12 protein-coding genes and 1 tRNA gene are annotated in these 17,076 nt (G+C 56.2%); 7 read left to right on the forward strand and 6 right to left on the reverse strand.

The genetic code is table 11. The features are described 5' to 3' along the window. Position 1: 1 nt before the first annotated feature. The gene (locus VEG30_12720) at positions 2-670 is read right to left on the reverse strand and encodes a response regulator transcription factor (protein HXZ80789.1); all 669 of its coding nucleotides are present in this window, start codon (positions 668-670) and stop codon (positions 2-4) included. Positions 671-920: 250 nt separating this feature from the next. On the opposite strand from VEG30_12720, the gene VEG30_12725 reads away from it, so the two are divergent. After that, positions 921-1,682, forward strand: a complete 762-nt coding sequence (locus VEG30_12725; GenBank protein HXZ80790.1) for a hypothetical protein — start codon at positions 921-923, stop codon at positions 1,680-1,682. Between the two features lie 29 nt (positions 1,683-1,711). Here VEG30_12725 and VEG30_12730 read toward each other — a convergent pair whose 3' ends face one another. Both VEG30_12730 and VEG30_12735 read right to left on the reverse strand, forming a co-directional pair. Next, entirely contained in the window at positions 1,712-3,631 is a 1,920-nt protein-coding gene (locus tag VEG30_12730; protein HXZ80791.1) for a PAS domain S-box protein, read from the reverse strand. Between the two features lie 138 nt (positions 3,632-3,769). Then, positions 3,770-4,750 (reverse strand): phosphoesterase, encoded by a 981-nt coding sequence (locus VEG30_12735; protein HXZ80792.1) that lies wholly within the window; start codon positions 4,748-4,750, stop codon positions 3,770-3,772. Positions 4,751-5,425: 675 nt separating this feature from the next. On the opposite strand from VEG30_12735, the gene ligD reads away from it, so the two are divergent. The 3 genes from ligD (at position 5,426) to VEG30_12750 (ending at position 8,294) form a co-directional block, all read left to right on the forward strand. Continuing rightward, positions 5,426-6,316 carry a non-homologous end-joining DNA ligase gene (ligD, locus tag VEG30_12740; protein HXZ80793.1) on the forward strand — a complete coding sequence of 297 codons (891 nt, stop codon included), beginning with the start codon at positions 5,426-5,428 and terminating at the stop codon, positions 6,314-6,316. 70 nt (positions 6,317-6,386) lie between these two features. Next, positions 6,387-6,572, forward strand: a complete 186-nt coding sequence (locus VEG30_12745; protein ID HXZ80794.1) for a hypothetical protein — start codon at positions 6,387-6,389, stop codon at positions 6,570-6,572. A gap of 444 nt (positions 6,573-7,016) precedes the next feature. Continuing rightward, complete coding sequence (locus tag VEG30_12750; protein ID HXZ80795.1) at positions 7,017-8,294, forward strand: hypothetical protein; 1,278 nt, start codon at positions 7,017-7,019, stop codon at positions 8,292-8,294. Positions 8,295-8,445: 151 nt separating this feature from the next. Here VEG30_12750 and VEG30_12755 read toward each other — a convergent pair whose 3' ends face one another. From VEG30_12755 to VEG30_12765, 3 genes are read right to left on the reverse strand one after another with little or no spacing between them, the layout of a single operon-like run. Then, positions 8,446-9,780, reverse strand: a complete 1,335-nt coding sequence (locus tag VEG30_12755; protein ID HXZ80796.1) for a transporter — start codon at positions 9,778-9,780, stop codon at positions 8,446-8,448. 53 nt (positions 9,781-9,833) lie between these two features. Next, on the reverse strand, positions 9,834-12,341 hold the full coding sequence (locus tag VEG30_12760; GenBank protein ID HXZ80797.1) for an AAA-like domain-containing protein: 2,508 nt from the start codon (positions 12,339-12,341) through the stop codon (positions 9,834-9,836). Continuing rightward, a complete protein-coding gene (locus VEG30_12765; GenBank protein ID HXZ80798.1) occupies positions 12,299-14,719 on the reverse strand; it encodes an AAA-like domain-containing protein in 2,421 nt (806 codons plus the stop codon). The genes VEG30_12760 and VEG30_12765 overlap by 43 nt, the downstream gene beginning before the upstream one ends. Positions 14,720-15,083: 364 nt before the next feature. On the opposite strand from VEG30_12765, the gene VEG30_12770 reads away from it, so the two are divergent. From VEG30_12770 to VEG30_12780, 3 genes are all read left to right on the forward strand, one after another. Continuing rightward, entirely contained in the window at positions 15,084-15,437 is a 354-nt protein-coding gene (locus tag VEG30_12770) for an STAS domain-containing protein (GenBank protein HXZ80799.1), read from the forward strand. Between the two features lie 61 nt (positions 15,438-15,498). Then, positions 15,499-16,536, forward strand: coding sequence for an adenosine deaminase (gene add, locus VEG30_12775; GenBank protein ID HXZ80800.1), 1,038 nt, complete (start codon positions 15,499-15,501; stop codon positions 16,534-16,536). Between the two features lie 348 nt (positions 16,537-16,884). Continuing rightward, positions 16,885-16,961: transfer RNA gene (locus VEG30_12780), tRNA-Arg, on the forward strand. Positions 16,962-17,076 lie beyond the last annotated feature (115 nt).

Consider the following 17,076-nt stretch of genomic DNA (forward strand, 5'->3'; position numbering starts at 1 on the left):
CCTAGATACGTAGCTCATATCCAACCCCGCGCACGGTGTGGATCAGCCGTTGCGATGCACCGGCATCCACCTTTTTCCGCAAGTAATTGATGTACACATCTACAACGTTGGTGGTGGTGTCGAAATTGACGTTCCAAACGTGCTCGATGATCATGGCGCGCGTGATGCGCCGTCCTGCATTGCGCATCAAGTATTCCAGGAGAGCAAATTCTTTCGAGGTCAGCGAAATTTCTCGACCCCCGCGTTCCACCCGGTGTTCCAGCCGGTCTAGTTTGAGATCGTCAACTCGCAGCACCGATTGCAGCGGCAAGCGGCCTCTGCGCAACAGGGCTCGCACGCGCGCTGAGAGCTCTGCGAAGGAGAAAGGCTTCATCAGGTAGTCATCCGCCCCCGCATCCAAAGCCTTCACTCGGTCCTCCACGCGGCTGCGGGCAGTCAGCACCATTACGGGCAACTGCGCTCTCTCGGCGCGAACTGCGCGGAGGACTGTCATCCCGTCCTGCTTAGGAAGATTCAGGTCCAGGACAAGAAGATCGTAGTCATACTGCGCTGCCGCCGCCTCCGCCAATTCGCCATCAGCAACCACGTCCACCGCATAGTCTTCTTCTTCCAGGCCTTTGCGTAAGAAATTGGCCAGGGCTGTGTCGTCTTCTGCGATTAGAACCCGCATGCTCGTTTTTCCGCTCGACGATTACTTCATTCAAGATTGTTAAGCACTTCTAATGCACTTCCAAGTTTTTTGGCAATAACTTGAATTTTGCCTTCCGCAAATGGATGCGGTTCCTAAATCGAAACATACGCAGGCCGTCCGTTGCACGTCGTTCCTACAAAACTAGCCGGGGAAAAGGGTTGAGGAACGTTTACAGCCTGGGCGTCGGGCAATAGACTCACGTGTCTACCGAAAGGATGAATCCACGCTAATGGACCGCGTACTGAATGCTCCACTGCTGCTGTTCCTTTGCTCGCTGGTCGCGCTGTGGATATGTTCACGGCTCGGCAATCTAATATCCGCCAGGCTGCGGCCCCTGCGGGAGGACGAGCGGAAGGATTTTGAAGTGGTATCGGCTGCAACCCTGACTCTTCTGGGACTGATAATCGGCTTTAGCTTTTCCATGGCCATCAGCCGCTACGATCAACGTAAGAATTATGAAGAGGCTGAGGCTAACGCGATTGGCACAGAGTATGTCCGCGCCGATCTGCTGCCTTCATCGGAGGCTGGGAAAGTGCGCGAATTACTGAAGAGTTATCTGAATCAGCGTGTGCTCTTTTACGAAAGCCGCGATCGGGGCCAGCTTGCGCACATCAACGCAGATACGGCTCGGCTCCAGGACCAGATGTGGTCCACGGTTCAAGCCGCTGCTAACGCCAAGCCATCGCCCATTATCGCTCTCACGGTCGCCGGCATGAACGATGTGCTGAATTCGCAGGGATACACTCAGGCTGCCTGGTGGAATCGCATTCCCATGGCGGCGTGGGGCTTAATGTTAGCCATAGCCATGTTATGCAACCTGTTGGTCGGGTACGGGAGTAAGAGATCTGACAGGCTCGTTTTGTCGGTCCTGCCATTGGCACTGTCAATTTCATTTTTTCTGATTGCCGACATTGATAGCCCGCGCGGTGGGGTCATTCACGTAATGCCGCAAAACCTGGTAAGCCTCTCAGAATCCCTGCATGCGCAATAGGAAAGCACAACTCCTGCACCAGGCGGCAGCTAATCTGAACTAGATTCAGGCTGCAGCATTTGTTGAACTCTAGTTATTAATTCATGGGCGGAAAATGGCTTACTAAGAAACTCGCTGTCTGGAGCCAGGGTTTTGCTGGCAATGAGTCTTTCCCGACTGAAGCCGGAGATGGTCAGGGTCAAGGTATTCGGCCAACGGGCGGCGATATATCCCTTAAGGTCCTCTCCACTCATCCCCGGTGCATTGACGTCGGTCAGCAACAGGTCCAGAGGTGCGGATCTATGCTCGAGCAAGGTTAGGGCGGCACTGCCATCCGACGCTTCCCATACCTGGTACCCTTGCCCGCGCAGCACGCCAACGATCATGGTGCGGGTTTCAGGATCGTCTTCGATTACCAGGATCGAACGCCGGACATTTTGTTGGGCTGCAGCCGCAACCTGCGTCGTGTTGGAGTCGACTCGCGGCAGATAGATCTTGAATGTGCTTCCCTGTCCCGGCTCGCTGTAAACCCAAATGAAGCCTCGACTCTGTTTGACGATCCCATATACTGTCGCCATCCCCAGCCCAGTCCCCCCAGCGTTTTCCCTGGTGGTGAAGAAAGGCTCGAAGATATGTGTCTGGGTATGCGCATCCATGCCGACTCCGCTGTCGGCGATTGTTAATAGGACGTAGGCCCCGGGTGTCACTTGCTCGTGTTGACGGCAATATTCCTCATCCAGCTCTGCATTGCTGCTTTCAAAGGTCAGCGTTCCGCCCGTAGGCATGGCTTCACGGCTATTCACAGCCAGATTGACCAGCATCTGGCTGAACTGCCCCGGATCGACGCGCACAAAAGCGTTTTCTGCTTGCAAGCGGACGTTCACTTCGATGTCTTCGCCGATCAGGGGGCGGAGCAATTGCAGCGTGTCAGTCACCGCCTGGTTGATGTCCAGAATCTTGAGTTGCATCACCTGACGGCGACTGAAAGCCAGCAATTGGTGAATGGTGAGTGCGGCTTTGTCAGAAGCTCCCAGAATACCTTCGGTATAGCCTCTCAGCTGATCGTCATCGGGCAAGCGGCGCAGTATCAATTCGGCATAACCGCGGATGGCGGTGAGCATGTTATTGAAGTCATGAGCTACGCCACCTGCCAGCCGTCCTACTGCCTCCAGGCGTTGCGATGAGATAAGTTGTTTCTCCAACTTCTTGCGTTCCGTGACATCGCGCAGAATGGTGAGATGGAAGCCGGGACGGAAATTCATGGTGATGCTGTATTCGACATGCCTGGTTTGTCCGCTCTGCGTACGAAAAACCGCTTCTCCTTCTGCAGGGCCGCCCTCCAGGAGGCGTTGATACAACGCGTGCATGTCCAGAGTAACGGTGCTCAGACTGCCGAGTTTCTGGTTGATGATCTGCTCACGCGGCATGCCCAGAAGCCGGCATGCGGCGGGATTCACGTCGATGTGATTCTCCTGCTCATCAAAGATCATGATGGAATCGGAAGCATGGTGGAAGATGGCCTCGAACTCTTCCTGCTTCTTGCGTACTTCCTCGTCTGCCATCCGCAGGGGAGTTATGTCCTGGCCCACGCCGATGAGCAGGTTGCCTGGGCCCTTGGAATCCCGCCATACGATCCAGCGTGGGCTTCCTTCCTTACTGGTCATGCAAGATTCGTAAGCTTCGTGGCGGGGAGGAATCTCTCCCCGCGCTGCCCGGGCCACGTATTCGCGCTGGACTCGGAGCTGCTCGGGATCCAAACGAGGGATCAGCCAGGCTCCTTCCCCTAATAATTCCGGAGGAGAGTATCCCAGGATGCGCTCGACTCCCGGGCTCACATAAACAATGCGCCCGGCTTCGTCGCCGATGATGACAATCGTATTGATGAGGTCGAGAAATCGCTGTGCGAGTCCGGGATCAATTGGAGAAGAGATCGCGCCGAGTCCTGCATCCGGCTTAACGTGCTCAGCCATATGCCTTAGAACCCACCCCGCAACGCATTATTGTGACTGCGATGTGCCCTACGTCAGACGCTCCGCTAACCGATTTTGTACTCTGGTGCAGCATTTGCAGTGATGCAGGTCACGTCAGCGATGGCAGGGCTGTAGCGGTTAGCCCTTGGCAGCCGCGGGAACTACGCTGGCGCGCAACTCCGCCACGATCTCTTTGGCCGCCTCTCGCGCTTCTGCAAACTTATTCGGCTCGAATGAAATAGCACCCACCCGGGCATGACCTCCTCCGCCGTAACGTTCGCAGATTTTCGCGAGGTTCACCATTCTATCCGTATTGGCCCAGGGATTGGAACCTACCGAAACCTTGGTACGAAAGCTGCTTCGACTCAAGCCTACGCTATAGACCGTTTCAGGGCAAAGGTAGTACGGGATGAACTTGTTATACCCCTCGAGCTCGTGGTCGGTCACGTCAAAATACACGGTCCCGCGCTCATATTGGCTGCGCTCGCGCAGGATCTCGATGGATTGCTGGTGACGCTGCATCAGGGGTGGAATCCGTTCACTGACGAAGGGCTGCAGAATGATGTCGCTCAATGGTTGGTTGGCCAGAAGAGGAATCAGCCGGGGAATGAAATTCGAATCCTGTGTGGATTCGATTACCATCGTCAACTTCATTGCCGGTTCTTTCATTTCTACGGCGGTTTTGGCGTCAGGATATAGAGCGCCGTCCACAATATCCGCCCAGCGCACTACTTCGGCCACCGGCTTTGGATCAAAGCCAAATACCCGCTGGGTTGTCTGCGCTATGTAACTGGTACAGGACTTGAACTCGGGATCATAGAATTTCTTGCCACTGTGGTCATGGCGGAAATGTTCAGCGTCTTGCGGGGTTAGAAATGCGCTCTGGTGATGGTCGAACCACCAGGTGATCTTCGGAGAACTGGAGTACTTGAAATCCAGGATTGCATTCTCGTCAGCATCGAACTGGCGCTCGTCGAACAGGGCGCCTGCACGGTGCACTAGGCCGGTGTACACGAATTCCGCCTCTGGCCGAATGCGTTCGCGATAGAAGCGGGAAAAGACAGCTGCCGAGCAGGCCCCATCAAAACACTTGTCATGATAAAAAACGCGAATTTTCACTCTCCACCTTTCCCATGCTCGCGGGATTTGTGGCTGAACAAAACAAACCAGAATGGCTACGCGCCCGGCGCTTGTCAAGAAGCGAGCGCCCGCAGCGACCGTTTTTTACGTTGCTGGAAATGCCGTCTTAACCGGAAAAACTAAGTGTAGGGACTACCTGGGGTTGAAATAAAACCCGTTTCTCACGCACACACTGTTTCTCACCCACACACTAAAGCCCTGCCTGCGGGGATACAGGGCTGGTTGAAGAATTCTTTGGCGGTTCAGAAATGCGAGGCTTGATGGGAAGGAGCCGTAGACGGTAGAAGCGTCTTCCGCATCTGCCGCACCTGGCCGGCCGCAAAAGCAGCAGAGGCATGAGCCGCCTCTCCAGCGTACTGCGACAACGGGAAGTGTGAATGTCCGAGCTCTTGCACCAAGAACAATTCAAAATGCCCACTGAGGCCTCGCTTGCTGAGCTGCGGACAATTATTCACCGCAAGCGGCGATCTTGAAGACAGAATCGATTGAGGCACAAAACCAAAGACAAAGTGCCGCTTTGGACTTCCGGGCGTAGACTGCTGGGGATCGATACCGCATGCCGCATTTACCGCCAATTTCTCGATGACTCACTCGAAACGCACCGGCTCGAATAAATCTGAAACCCAGGACAGGATTCCGTGTCGCGTTCACCCTATGCTCGCCGTTCTGGCCAGTAAGCCTTCCAACCAGCCAGGTTGGGTTTACGAAGAAAAATATGATGGCTATCGCATCCTGGCTTACAAGGAAGGCGCGAAGGTTACGCTGCTCTCCCGCAACGACAAGGACCGAACTGCTACCTACGCCGGTGTCGCGAATCTCGTTGCCGAGCTCTCGCCTCGGACCTTGCTCCTAGATGGAGAGGTAGTGGCGCTGGACAAAAATGGGATCTCACGATTCGAACTGCTGCAACAAGGCGCCGCCAAGCCCCGTTATGCAGTTTTCGACTGCCTGTACCTTAACGGCCAGGACCTTCGCCGCCAGCCGCTCCGGGAGCGGCGAAAAGCGCTGGAAAAAACCGTTCCCACAAAGACCGGATTATTTGTTTCGCGCAGGCTGGCCAGCAATGGACTGGTTGCGTATGAGATCGCAAAGAAGAAGGGTTACGAGGGAGTCCTGGCCAAGGACGAGTCTTCTTCTTACATCGAAGGACGTTCCTCCAGCTGGTTGAAGTTCAAGGTCCACCAGGAAGATGAATTTGTCATTGTGGGCTACACGCCGCCGGAAGGATCGCGCAAATATATCGGCGCATTGCTGCTGGGCGCACACCAGGACGGAAAGCTCTACTACGTAGGAAAAGTGGGGACGGGATTTTCGCAAGAGAGGCTCAGATCCCTGCATTCGCGCTTCAAGCCGTTAATCCGCAAGTCTCCTCCGATAGCAAATCCTCCGCGAGAACCGGGAGTTATCTACCTGAAGCCCGATCTAGTGGCTCAGATCGGGTTCCAGGAATGGACCGACGACAAAAAACTCCGGCAAGCGCGGTTTCTTGGTCTGCGCGATGACAAGGCTGCGCGCGAGGTCTCCGTGCCGGAATCTGCGCCGTGATTAGCGAGATGGATACAGGCCTTCCGGGTTCGCGTGCGGAGAGCTACAGTCTCACCAAGGGAGGTGGGGAATGGAGATCGCGCAACGCTGGTGCATCGATGAAGTTCAGCGGGCGTACAGCGGGGTGGTCAGGCTAGCAAGGCTTCATGAGTACGGTCCGTTCTTAAGCGTGGAAGAAGCCGAGCAGCAGATACGCGAACTGCTGCGTCAGCCTCGCTTCCGATACTCCGATCTGATCGCTTCGCTGGAAAACTGAGCCGGGGCCGCCGCCGTCCGGAGAAAGAGGAAATCGCACTCAGTTGCGCATTCTCGCCAGGCGCAAGCGGAACCGCTTCGCAGTCCGATATTGTGTTTCCCTTTCTGATATTTTCTCCAAAAATTATTTTAGAAAAAGTTAGTAACCTCCTTGCCAGTAACTGCAATATATGTACAATACGTGAATTCCCTTAGGACCCGAAAAACCAAGGCTGCAGCCCTGATCGGCCTTGGCGGGTCACAACTGCTGTGAGGAGAATTTGGTTGCGCCGGTCCCTGCTGTCGAGTACCAGTGTCGCTCCCACAAGAACCAATCGTGAAGCGGCCGCGGCCCTAAACGGCGCAGCTCTGCTTAATCGTTCATAACGCGGCCCCTGAACGCGAATAAGAAACAACGCCCCTTCGCCTGCAAATTGCGCGGTGAAAACCGCCCAGGAGAGGACTGTTGCGCCGGCACAAATTACTCTTTCACCACCTGCTGCCCCTGCTGGTTTCGTCGTTTAGTTTCGCTGGAGTCACGGTCAGTTCGCCCGCCGATGGCTCGACCTCAGGATCCCCTGTTCATTTTGCGGCCGTGGCAAGCTCGCAGTACGCCTCGGTAGCTTCCATGACTATCAACGTTGATAGTCAGAACATGTACACGATTTATGCGGCAAGCCTCGATACCTATCTGCCCCTGGCGCCCGGCAGCCACCACATACTGGTAAAAGCCTGGGACAATCAGGGTAACTACTTCGATAGTCCACTCACGGTTAATGTTACCGCCAGCAACTCCAGTGGTGCTGGAGGGAGCGTCAACGTAAGCCAGCCCGTAAATAATCAGACGGTGGGGACAGGCGTGCACTTTATCGCCTCGGCTTCATCCAGTTCCGCCCCCATTTCATCGATGACCATCAACATCGACACGCTGGACGTGTACAAGGTCTATGCCGGCCAGGTGGACACCTGGATCAATGTCGGCCCAGGCACACATCAGGTCTATGTGAAGGCCTGGGACAATCTCGGGCATTACTTCGACCAGGTGCTCACGATTTATGTTAACTCCGCGGCCAGCAGCGCCAATTCCGCGAACAGCAACGCGACTACCATTCCCAACATTCAGAGTATGCCGGGGTGGGAGTCGTGCGATGTGTGTGCGGGCGCAGGAGGCAACGGACCGAGCGTGCAACACTCGATGACGCAGAACATCGCCAATCCGTCTCTGAGTGGCGCGTCCACCATATTCTGGATCGGACCGGGCGCTCCATATTCCGACGTCCTGTGGTGGAAGCGACTGGCTCCGAGCTCGACCGCTTCGCACTTCGTGTATGACCTCTACTTCTACATCGGCGACATCAATGCCGCACAGGCATTAGAGTTCGATATCTTTTACTCCCGCGATGGCAAGAAGAACTACTTTGGCTCGGAATGCGATACACGCGGCTGGTATGCCGGAACCTGGCAGGTCTGGAACGGTACAGATGCCTGGGTGCACACGGGATATCCCTGTCGGGTTCAGCCCAACGCCTGGAATCACGTCACCATCGAGCTGTATCGCACGCCCGAAGGCATGACCCATTTCGTTTCCGAGAGCATGAATGGTGAAAAGCAGACGATCGACCAGGAATATCCGCCGATCGCGGTGGATGCCTTCGAGATGAATGCCGCCGTGCAGCTGGACGGAAATGAAAACCAGGTACCTTACAAAATCTGGGTGGACAAGATGACGCTCACGTATTGGTAGGGTGGAGCTTCATAAGCCCACCCTTTCTTCAACGAAACGTCGGAGGGTGGGACAGTTCAATTTCGCGGCGATAGGACCCTGATCCGAATGGCTCTACGGATGCGCTTCCAAGCGGGCTGATGACTGACTGCTGATTGCTGAGTACTGACGGCTAGAACGTATACGAAATTCCAACCAGCGGAACTACAGTTGAGCGCAAACCACCGTCGTTGAGCTTGATCAGGGCATTGCCGCTGATCAGCAGACTGCGATAGGGACTCACCTTTGCCCCGATCGCGAAGTCCAGAATGTTGAAAGAATCCTGGAAGATCGTTATCTGACTGACGTCGTTGTGCACCTGGCCGGTGATGTCGGTGTAAGGGCCAACCTTCGCTCGATCAGCATCGAAGACCCGCTGACCTAATAGGTCAGCAGCGATCGTGAGTTTTCTGGTTACGCCAACGTCGGCGCCTCCTGAAAAGAAGAACTGCGTAGGAAGCCGTTTCTCGGTTCCCGTGGCAACATCCCCGGCAAGAACGGAGTCGCCATTTACCAGCACCCCAAGATTGACGTGCGGCGAGATTCTTCCGGGATAGGAAGCCGCGACAAACGGTTTCACTCCCCATGTGCCCGAGCCCAGAAAATTCTCCGCGTCACCAGTAGGAGTGCGAATGTCAGTGCCCACCGCCAGGTGAAAGCGCTCTCTCTGCCAAACCGTCCCTTTTATCCGAAAGACCACATCGCCTATTCCGGTGGCACTACTGGGACTGAAAAATGTGGCCTGGGTGCTGGCCGCCTGGCAGGGAATACTGTTGACGCACGCCGGATCCCAGTAGTGCGCAAATCCAAAAGGCCCTGGCTGCGAGTTGCGCACGATCGTGCCATCCGAGGTGACTTTGAAGCTCACATCCAGAATCGGAATCGAAACCGATGCGTCAATGCGGTTGGTAATGCCAAAGGTCGCGAACAACGTATATTGATTGACCTTCAGATCGAGCCGGTTGCTGGTGGTGATAAAGTCTTTCTCAAATGTCGGATTCCCGGGGGATGGCGGGTCGCCGGGCTTACGGTCCGAACCATCGGGATTCAGATCGATGTGGGTAAACGTGGCCGGCACATGCTTTAGATCGATGCCGTCGATGGTACTGAATCCGAAATGTTGAAATGTGAAAGCTACGAAGATCCTGTGCCGTCCAATAGTTTCCGCGCGCTCCGTCAGCAGCGGTCCATAGCTCTCTGTGGATCGCGTGTAGATACCTAAGGCGGGATCAAAGACAAACGTGAAGCCTGAGGCCGGGGACGCGATCTGCAAGACGGTTAGTTGAGTGCCAATGGCGGAGTTGAGTGGCGTGAAACTAGACTCGAACTCGCTCAGGAAGTGTGCGGCATGGAAGGGATTGGGAAGCGTGAGGCCTCCGGGTCCGTAGATCTGGGGAATCTGGCAGATGAGCTTGCTGGATTTCTGAGTAGTGGGGCAAACCCCTTGTGCCCAAAGGGCGACTGTCAAGAGACAGCTCACAGCGAGAATGACAGGTTTCACGTACACCACCTCTGAGGCCGTCACTCGACGGACTGAATGACCCAGTTCGCCGTCCGTTTTTCCAGTTGGATCGTTACATTGGAGTTGCCGCCCTTTTCCACCCCACCAGGAAACGTGAATTGCAAAGAGCGCAAGCATGTCACCGTGGCCCGGTTGCCGTCAATTTGAACTTCCCGCGATGGTTGCAACTGCATACGAATGCTGCTGGCGTCGCGAAAGGAATCTTTGATCTTCTTCAGCTCCTGCTTGCTCAGGGACGGCCAAACCGCCGAGAGCTCGTCCACATCCTTGTGCTCAAAAGCCTGGCCGAAGCGCTGCAGCACGGTCAGGATCTGCTGACGATCACTGCCATGCGATTCTGACTGGCTGGCGCCGTCCAGCAGCCGGCGCAACTGGTCGCGAGCCTGTTGCGAGTACTGGCCATTGGGATAGTTCCTGAGAAAAGCTTGAAGGGCATTCGGATCATGAGCATTGCGGGCCGTACTCCAATCGCTGGCCTCTTTCTGAAGCTGAGCAATGGAAGCCTTGGCGGCAGCAGCATTCTGACCGTTAGGAAACTTCTTCAGATAGTTGTCGAGGGCGACCAGATCATTGCTGTTTTTTGCGGCGCGCCATTCCAGCTCATCCGCCCGGCTTCGTGCCTGGTCGGAGAAGCGTCCGTTAGGATACCTGCGAACATAATTCTCAAGTGCTGCGCTATCATTGCTCTGAGCAATGGAATTCCAGTCCTGCAACTCAACGTCGGGCCGAAGTTGCCCGTCGAGCATGATCTTCTTGCCGGCTGCAAAATCCTGTTTCAGCTGCTTGGAGAGAAAACCATCCTTGGAGAATGCGACCGAATGTTCACCGGGACGAATCTCCGCGCTGAAGGTGCCGTCAGGGCGGATTGTGCCGAGCTCGGTTCCATCAACCGTGATCCTGGTTCCTGCCAGACCCTGCTGGATGGCGAGAGTCGCTCCCAGAAATACTTGCTTTTGCAGTTTGAAAAAAAGCTGGGTTTCCTTGTTCTCGAGAATCGAGGCTTGCTGCGAAACACCCTGATAGCCGGGCTTTTCCACTTGCACCAGATACGATCCTGGCTGCATTACTGGAACTCGGAGCTGCCCATTGGTGCCGGTGCGGCCATACTCACGGTTGTTGATCAGGACTGTAGCGCCATCCTCACTAGTGCTAACGGCGAGTGAACCGACTGCCATCTGCGGGCTAGGGCGAGTGAAAGAGGCCCAGAAGGCCGGGGGATCGGGAGGCTTGAAGCTCAGAAGAGGAACAGAGGTTCGTACACGATAGATGTTCAAGAAGGCATATGTGGCGACTGCCAACAATACGGGGATCGCGATTGCTCCGGCGAGTTTTAAGCCGCGCAGAAAGGCGATTCGCTGCCGGCGAATCTCAGCCCCGGGCAGGTTACTGGTCACCCACTCTTCATCGAAAACGTGCGCGTAGACGCGATTGCGGACTTTGAGCTGGCCGGACTCGTTCCTAACGATTCCAGAGAGCCGCAGTACCGTCATCAAAGGGTTGGTCTCGTCGTCCCGAACCCGGTCGCGGTTGCAGATTTTCGAATACAGGGTGAGAAGGCTGGGAGTATCGACTTCACTGCGCAGCAGACGCTCGCGAACGAATAGCAGGTTGTCGTCCTGCTGCCGCGCTTTCTGAGACAGAAACAGGTCCTCGCAGCACTTGTCCACTGTGGATTGGCTAGCTGAATCCTGGTCAGCGACTGCCAGGCAAAGGCGCTGGGTGAGATAGGGGTGACCATTCGTCCAATGCAGGACCCGCTGCAATGCCCGCTGACCAGCCGACAGTTCAGGCGCTAGGCCCTCTGCCAGAGGCGACGCTTCGGCCGGGGTGAAATCACCCAATTCAATGCGCCGTCCGATATTGAAGGGCGTCGTACGAACATCGCTGATCAGATCGGAGGGAGAAGCAACGCCCAACAGACAGAATGTAAGCCGATACAGCTCAGGCTGCTGCGTGCGCCGGTTGTAGAGTTCGCGAATGCCGGCGAAAAATTCGTCCGCGCAAAAGGGCAGGCTGCGGACTGCGTCGATTTCGTCCACAAAAATGACGAGCTGTTTCGGACAGCGGGGAAGTACTACCTGGGAAATGGCGTCCATCCAGGTGAGCATTGGCCCCAGGTGGCCACAGCCCAGCCAATATTGTTCGACTTCATCTTCGAGGTCTAACTGTTGGCCAATGCGCTCGAGCAGACCGTTGTACCACTGGTGGGGAGTCAGGTTCTGCCCGAGGCCGGTTAGATCAAGGATGGCGACCGAGACGCCCTCCTCACGCAGTCGTGCGGCGGTCCGAACCATGAGCGAGGACTTACCCATCTGCCGGGACGTCAGCACATAGCAGATTTCGTTTTTCTTGAGGGCGTCATAGAGTTGACGGTCGGCAGCCCGCGGAATGTAGCAACGGGCATCGCGGCGGAGTGTTCCACCGGCAATAAAAAAACGTTCTGCGGAAATCGGAGACTGCCCGGTCATAGCAAGTGGCGCGTCAGGTAAGTCTCGTAGAGACGGCATCGGCACTTCATGTCGCGCGCCGATTCCCCGACCACAATTCCGGATGTGCGCAAACGATAAAAATCCTCCATGGAACAAGGAGCGCCATTGCCGCTGAGCAGGTTACGTAGAGAATCACACAGTTTGGAATCCTGCGCCAGGGTAACCAGAATGCGGCGCAGGTGATCGCCCACCGGTCCTTCGTCGCGCGTCACCGTCTCGCAAAAAACCGGAAATTCCAACTGGTGCGCTGCGAGCTCATGCAGGCAGCGGCGTGTAAGGTAAGGATGCCCACCCAGCAGGTTATAAAACTGCGCGGCTTGCGCTTCATCCTTTAGAGGCGATCCGTACCGGTGGTTGAGTTCCGCTACCTGCTCCGCAGTGAAATCCTGCAACGCCAGCCGCGTACCCACGTTGAATGGCGACTGGTTGATGTCGGTAATGAACAGGTGAGCTTCCGTGGCGTAGGCAATGACCAAGGTCAGCTTCTGCCAAGGCCCCAGCGGATCCAGAGAGCGCTCGTTGTGCCAGGAGCGAAACAAACCGAATACCTCGCTGGCGAACTTGCAGCTGAACAGGCGATCGACCTCGTCCATTCCCCAAACCAGGCGTCCCTCGGTCCGGCTCAAGATCTCGCGGCGAACGAAGCGCTCAAAATTAAGACTGGGTCCGCGTTGTGGATTCCAGATGTCCTGGGGAACGACATCAATCTCGAGTTGTTCGGCCAGCGCTTCCCCCAAAGCTTGAAAGAATGCTTCGATCGATTGCAGATGGGAGGAGTTCAGCTTCTGGTAGTCGGTGAGCACCACCTTGGCTCCGGTCTTGCGGGCCAGCCATAGCCCCCGCGCCATCAGCGATGTCTTTCCCATTTGTCGAGCGCCCTTGACCAGAACAATGCTGTCGTTCAGTGAAATCGCAGACAGAAAATCATTGTCCGTGGGCCTGACGATGTAAAACTGCGAGTCCAGCGGAACCGCTCCTCCAGTGGCTTCCAGCTTGACTTGCCGCACCACCGGCGCAGGCGGATCCTTCAACGACTTCAGCAGGTCCGAGACCAACGTGTCGTTGTCCTCGGCCGATCTCCAAGCGCCATATTGGATGGGATCGAGGATGCCCGACAGCGAAGTCGGCACCGGACCGTCGAAGTTTACGCGTATCGGCAGCAGTTGGGGCTTCCCGTTCTGTCGCTCCCCGGCATCGTGAGCAATCTGGATCTCATAGGTAAGCATGTCGCTGCCCAGAGAAGCCGCCGACAGCAATGCTATTACCGCGTCCGCCGAGCAGATGCGATGTTCAATCTCACGCGCCCACTCCATTCCCACCAGCAGATGCCGATCCACGAAGACCTTGTACCCATTTCTCAAAAGCTGGCTCTCCAGCAGTTGAAGAACCTGCTCATCAGGTTGCGCCTTGCGTTTGTAGAGGAGAACGACCTGACCCGCGGTAGCCGCAACCACCGCAGGAACGGGAGGAGCGATGTCCGCCGCCTGTGCCGCTCGCTGCAAATCAGCGCGCAACTCTGACGCTGATTGATAGCGAAACTCGCGGTCCTTCACCAGCGCCCGATTGATGATTCTTTCCAGTGCCTCCGGAACGGCGGGGTTGAGAGATACTGCGGGAACCGGCGTGCGGTTCAGGATGGCTTCAAAGACAACTGCCGAAGTGTCGCCCGTGAACGGCAGCGCCCCTGTCGCCATTTCATAGAGCACTACGCCAAATGAAAACAAATCGCTGCGGGCATCCAGTTCCATGCCACGAGCCTGCTCGGGCGACATGTAGGCTACCGTACCTACAAATTCCCCATGCCCGGTAATGCGCCTGCGCTCCGTGGTGGTGGTCACCCGGTTGGAAGTCGTGGTGCTGGAGGACATGGTCACGGCAGCCATACTCAGGCGGCTGGGAGCCAGCTTGGCCAGCCCGAAGTCGAGAATCTTGGCTTGTCCGCGGCTGGTGATGACGATGTTGGCCGGCTTGATATCCCGATGGATGATTCCCTGGCTGTGCGCCGCCTCCAGACCGTCGCTGATTTGGGTAGCAATACTGATGATCTGCGGTGTGTAGAGCGGCTGCCCTTCGATGAGTTGCTTGAGAGTCATACCCTCCAGCACTTCCATCACCAGAAAATGGGCTCCCTCGTGTTGACCGACGTCATGAATGGTGCAGATATTGGGATGATTCAGGGATGAGGCGGCACGTGCTTCCAGTTGAAAACGTTCAACCGCCGCGGGATTGTTGGACATGACCTCGGGAAGAAACTTGATAGCCACCGCGCGGTCCAGGCGAACATCCTTAGCCTTGAACACCACTCCCATGCCGCCTCCGCCGAGCAGCTCTAGGATCTGGTAGTGCGCAATTGTCTTCCCTAACAGCGCATCACGCGCCTGCTCCGAATCCAACATAATCGGCTCAATCCAACAGACGAAATTCTTCGCCGGGGGGGATTAGGTTGTTTGCGACGCACTCGAGATCCGGCTTACTTCGTCCTGCATGGCCCGGTCGTCCTTGGCGCGCATGAAGTTAGCTGGCGGAAACAGTTGGCAGTTCCTCAGCCTTGCAGCGGACGTATCACCCCTCACTTATTCGGATGCTATCCCCCCACTCCCGGAATGTCAACGCAGGAGCTTATTCTGGCCAGAGACGCAGCCACTTACTTTTGAGGAGGCCTGCCTCGGTGGAACCAAGCGCAGTTTGCTCCGTGCCTTGGAGCATACCCATTTGTATAATTACGGAAACAGGAAAGCTCTTCGCGGCCGGGGAACTCCGATGGAATACGAGATCAGGCGAGTGGGCGACGTTGCGATAATTGACTTGAGCGGTCGCATCACCTTTCACGAACTCTCGGCTCTCGAACCTGACGGGACCATCCTGCGCAAAATCATTCGTGAGCTACTCGCCGAGGGTCATCGAAAGGTGGTGCTGAACCTGGCAAAAGTGACGCACATTGACAGCTCAGGAGTAAATGAGTTGGTACGCGCTTCTGCTACGGTGCGCAACAAGGGCGGGCAGTTGAGGATCGCCAACTCCAGTGTTGCCGTGCGGGAGATCTTCCAGGTAACCAAGCTCGACACCATTCTCGACATGAGTCTGGACGAGGCCACGGCACTGCAGTCGTTTTGAGCGTCCAGCATAGACGACAGACGACAGACAAATCCTCCAACCCAAGGGTGGCGGGGTCCTGATGCAGCTACATTCACTGCCGAAGATCGAACTCCATCTTCATCTGGATTGCTCGCTGAGTTACCAGTCCGTTTCCGCGCTGGATCCCGACGTCACTCCTGAGAAGTACCAACGCGATTACGTGGCTCCCAAGCTCTGCACGCTGCCGGAATTTCTTGAGCGCTCCCGCAGGGGCGTCGCGCTGCTGCAAACGCGCGATGCACTTCGGCTTGTAACCGAAGACGTCGTGCACCAACTGGCCGCTGACGGTGTCGTCTATGCCGAACTCCGTTTTGCTCCGCTGCTACACCTGGAGCGTGGGCTGACTCCCGAGCAGGTGGTTGAGGCGATCGACAGGACTGCAGAACGGATGATCCATGAGACTGGGGTGGAAGTGCGGTTGATCCTGTGCACGCTGCGTCACTTCACAGAGCAACAAAGCATGCAGACGGTGAAGCTGGTGAAGAGATTCTGCGGCAGCAGGGTGGTAGGTCTTGATTTGGCGGGCGACGAAGCTGGTTTTTCACTTCACAACCATGTTGCTGCCTTTCGCTACGCCAGAGAACACAGCTTGAATTACACCGCTCACGCTGGCGAGGGAGCCGGGCCAGAGAGCGTTTGGGAAGTCGTGAGGCTGCTCGACAGCCGGCGGATCGGCCATGGTACGCGGAGCAGCGAAGATCCCCAATTGGTCGAGCATTTGCGCCGCGAACGAATTCACCTGGAGATGTGCCCTGCAGCGAATGTGCAAATCATTGCCTCGATTGGAAGCTGGGAGCGGCACCCCATCGATCGCCTGTATAGGGCTGGTGTCGCGCTCAACGTGAACACCGATACTCGCATGCTCACTCCCACCACGCTGACCAGAGAATACGAGGGGCTGCTGCAGACATTTGGCTGGGAAGCGCAGGAATTGCTGAACACGAACTTGATGGCAGTGGACGCCGCGTTTGTCGAAGACAACCTGAAACAACAACTGAGGCGACGACTGCAGGATGCCTATGGCAAAACGGCTGTGGATGAGGCCAGTGCCGGTGTGGAGACCCAAACCAGCATTTAAGACGAACGCACAGTTGAAACTGGTTTATTACTTAAGATTAGGTCATGCCGGCTGAAGTGGCTCAGGCTGAGCCCGCGCAGCCGGCAAAGCACCCATGCATTTCGGGAAGGGCGCTACACGCTTTTTCACAAACAAAGCAGTGGGTGCCCTATCCTGAGCTGAGCGAAGCGAAGGGTGGGTCATTGGCACGAACTGACAGCGCGCCAAGCACGCTCAAGAACGTAGCCCCCAGCGTGAGCTGGGGGAGGGAAGTGAAATGGCTTGCAAGCCCGCCCCGGCCAAGCGGGTGAGACAGTCTTCCTCAGCTACGAGTTTGAGGTAAACGCTCTGATATAATTTTTTCGCGACGCGCCCTTAGCTCAGCTGGATAGAGCGTCTGGCTACGAACCAGAAGGTCGGGAGTTCGAATCTCTCAGGGCGCGCCATTCCTCTGTTTTGGCCCTCTCAAAGATCAAGTCGAACGGCCTTTTGTAGCTGGGGTAAAGACTTACACCATCGGTGGCGCAGTTCGAAAGCACTGTCCTGAGGAGTTTGCTCTGG

Source organism: Terriglobales bacterium (assembly GCA_035624455.1).
In the GTDB taxonomy this organism is placed as follows: domain Bacteria; phylum Acidobacteriota; class Terriglobia; order Terriglobales; family Acidobacteriaceae; genus DASPRM01.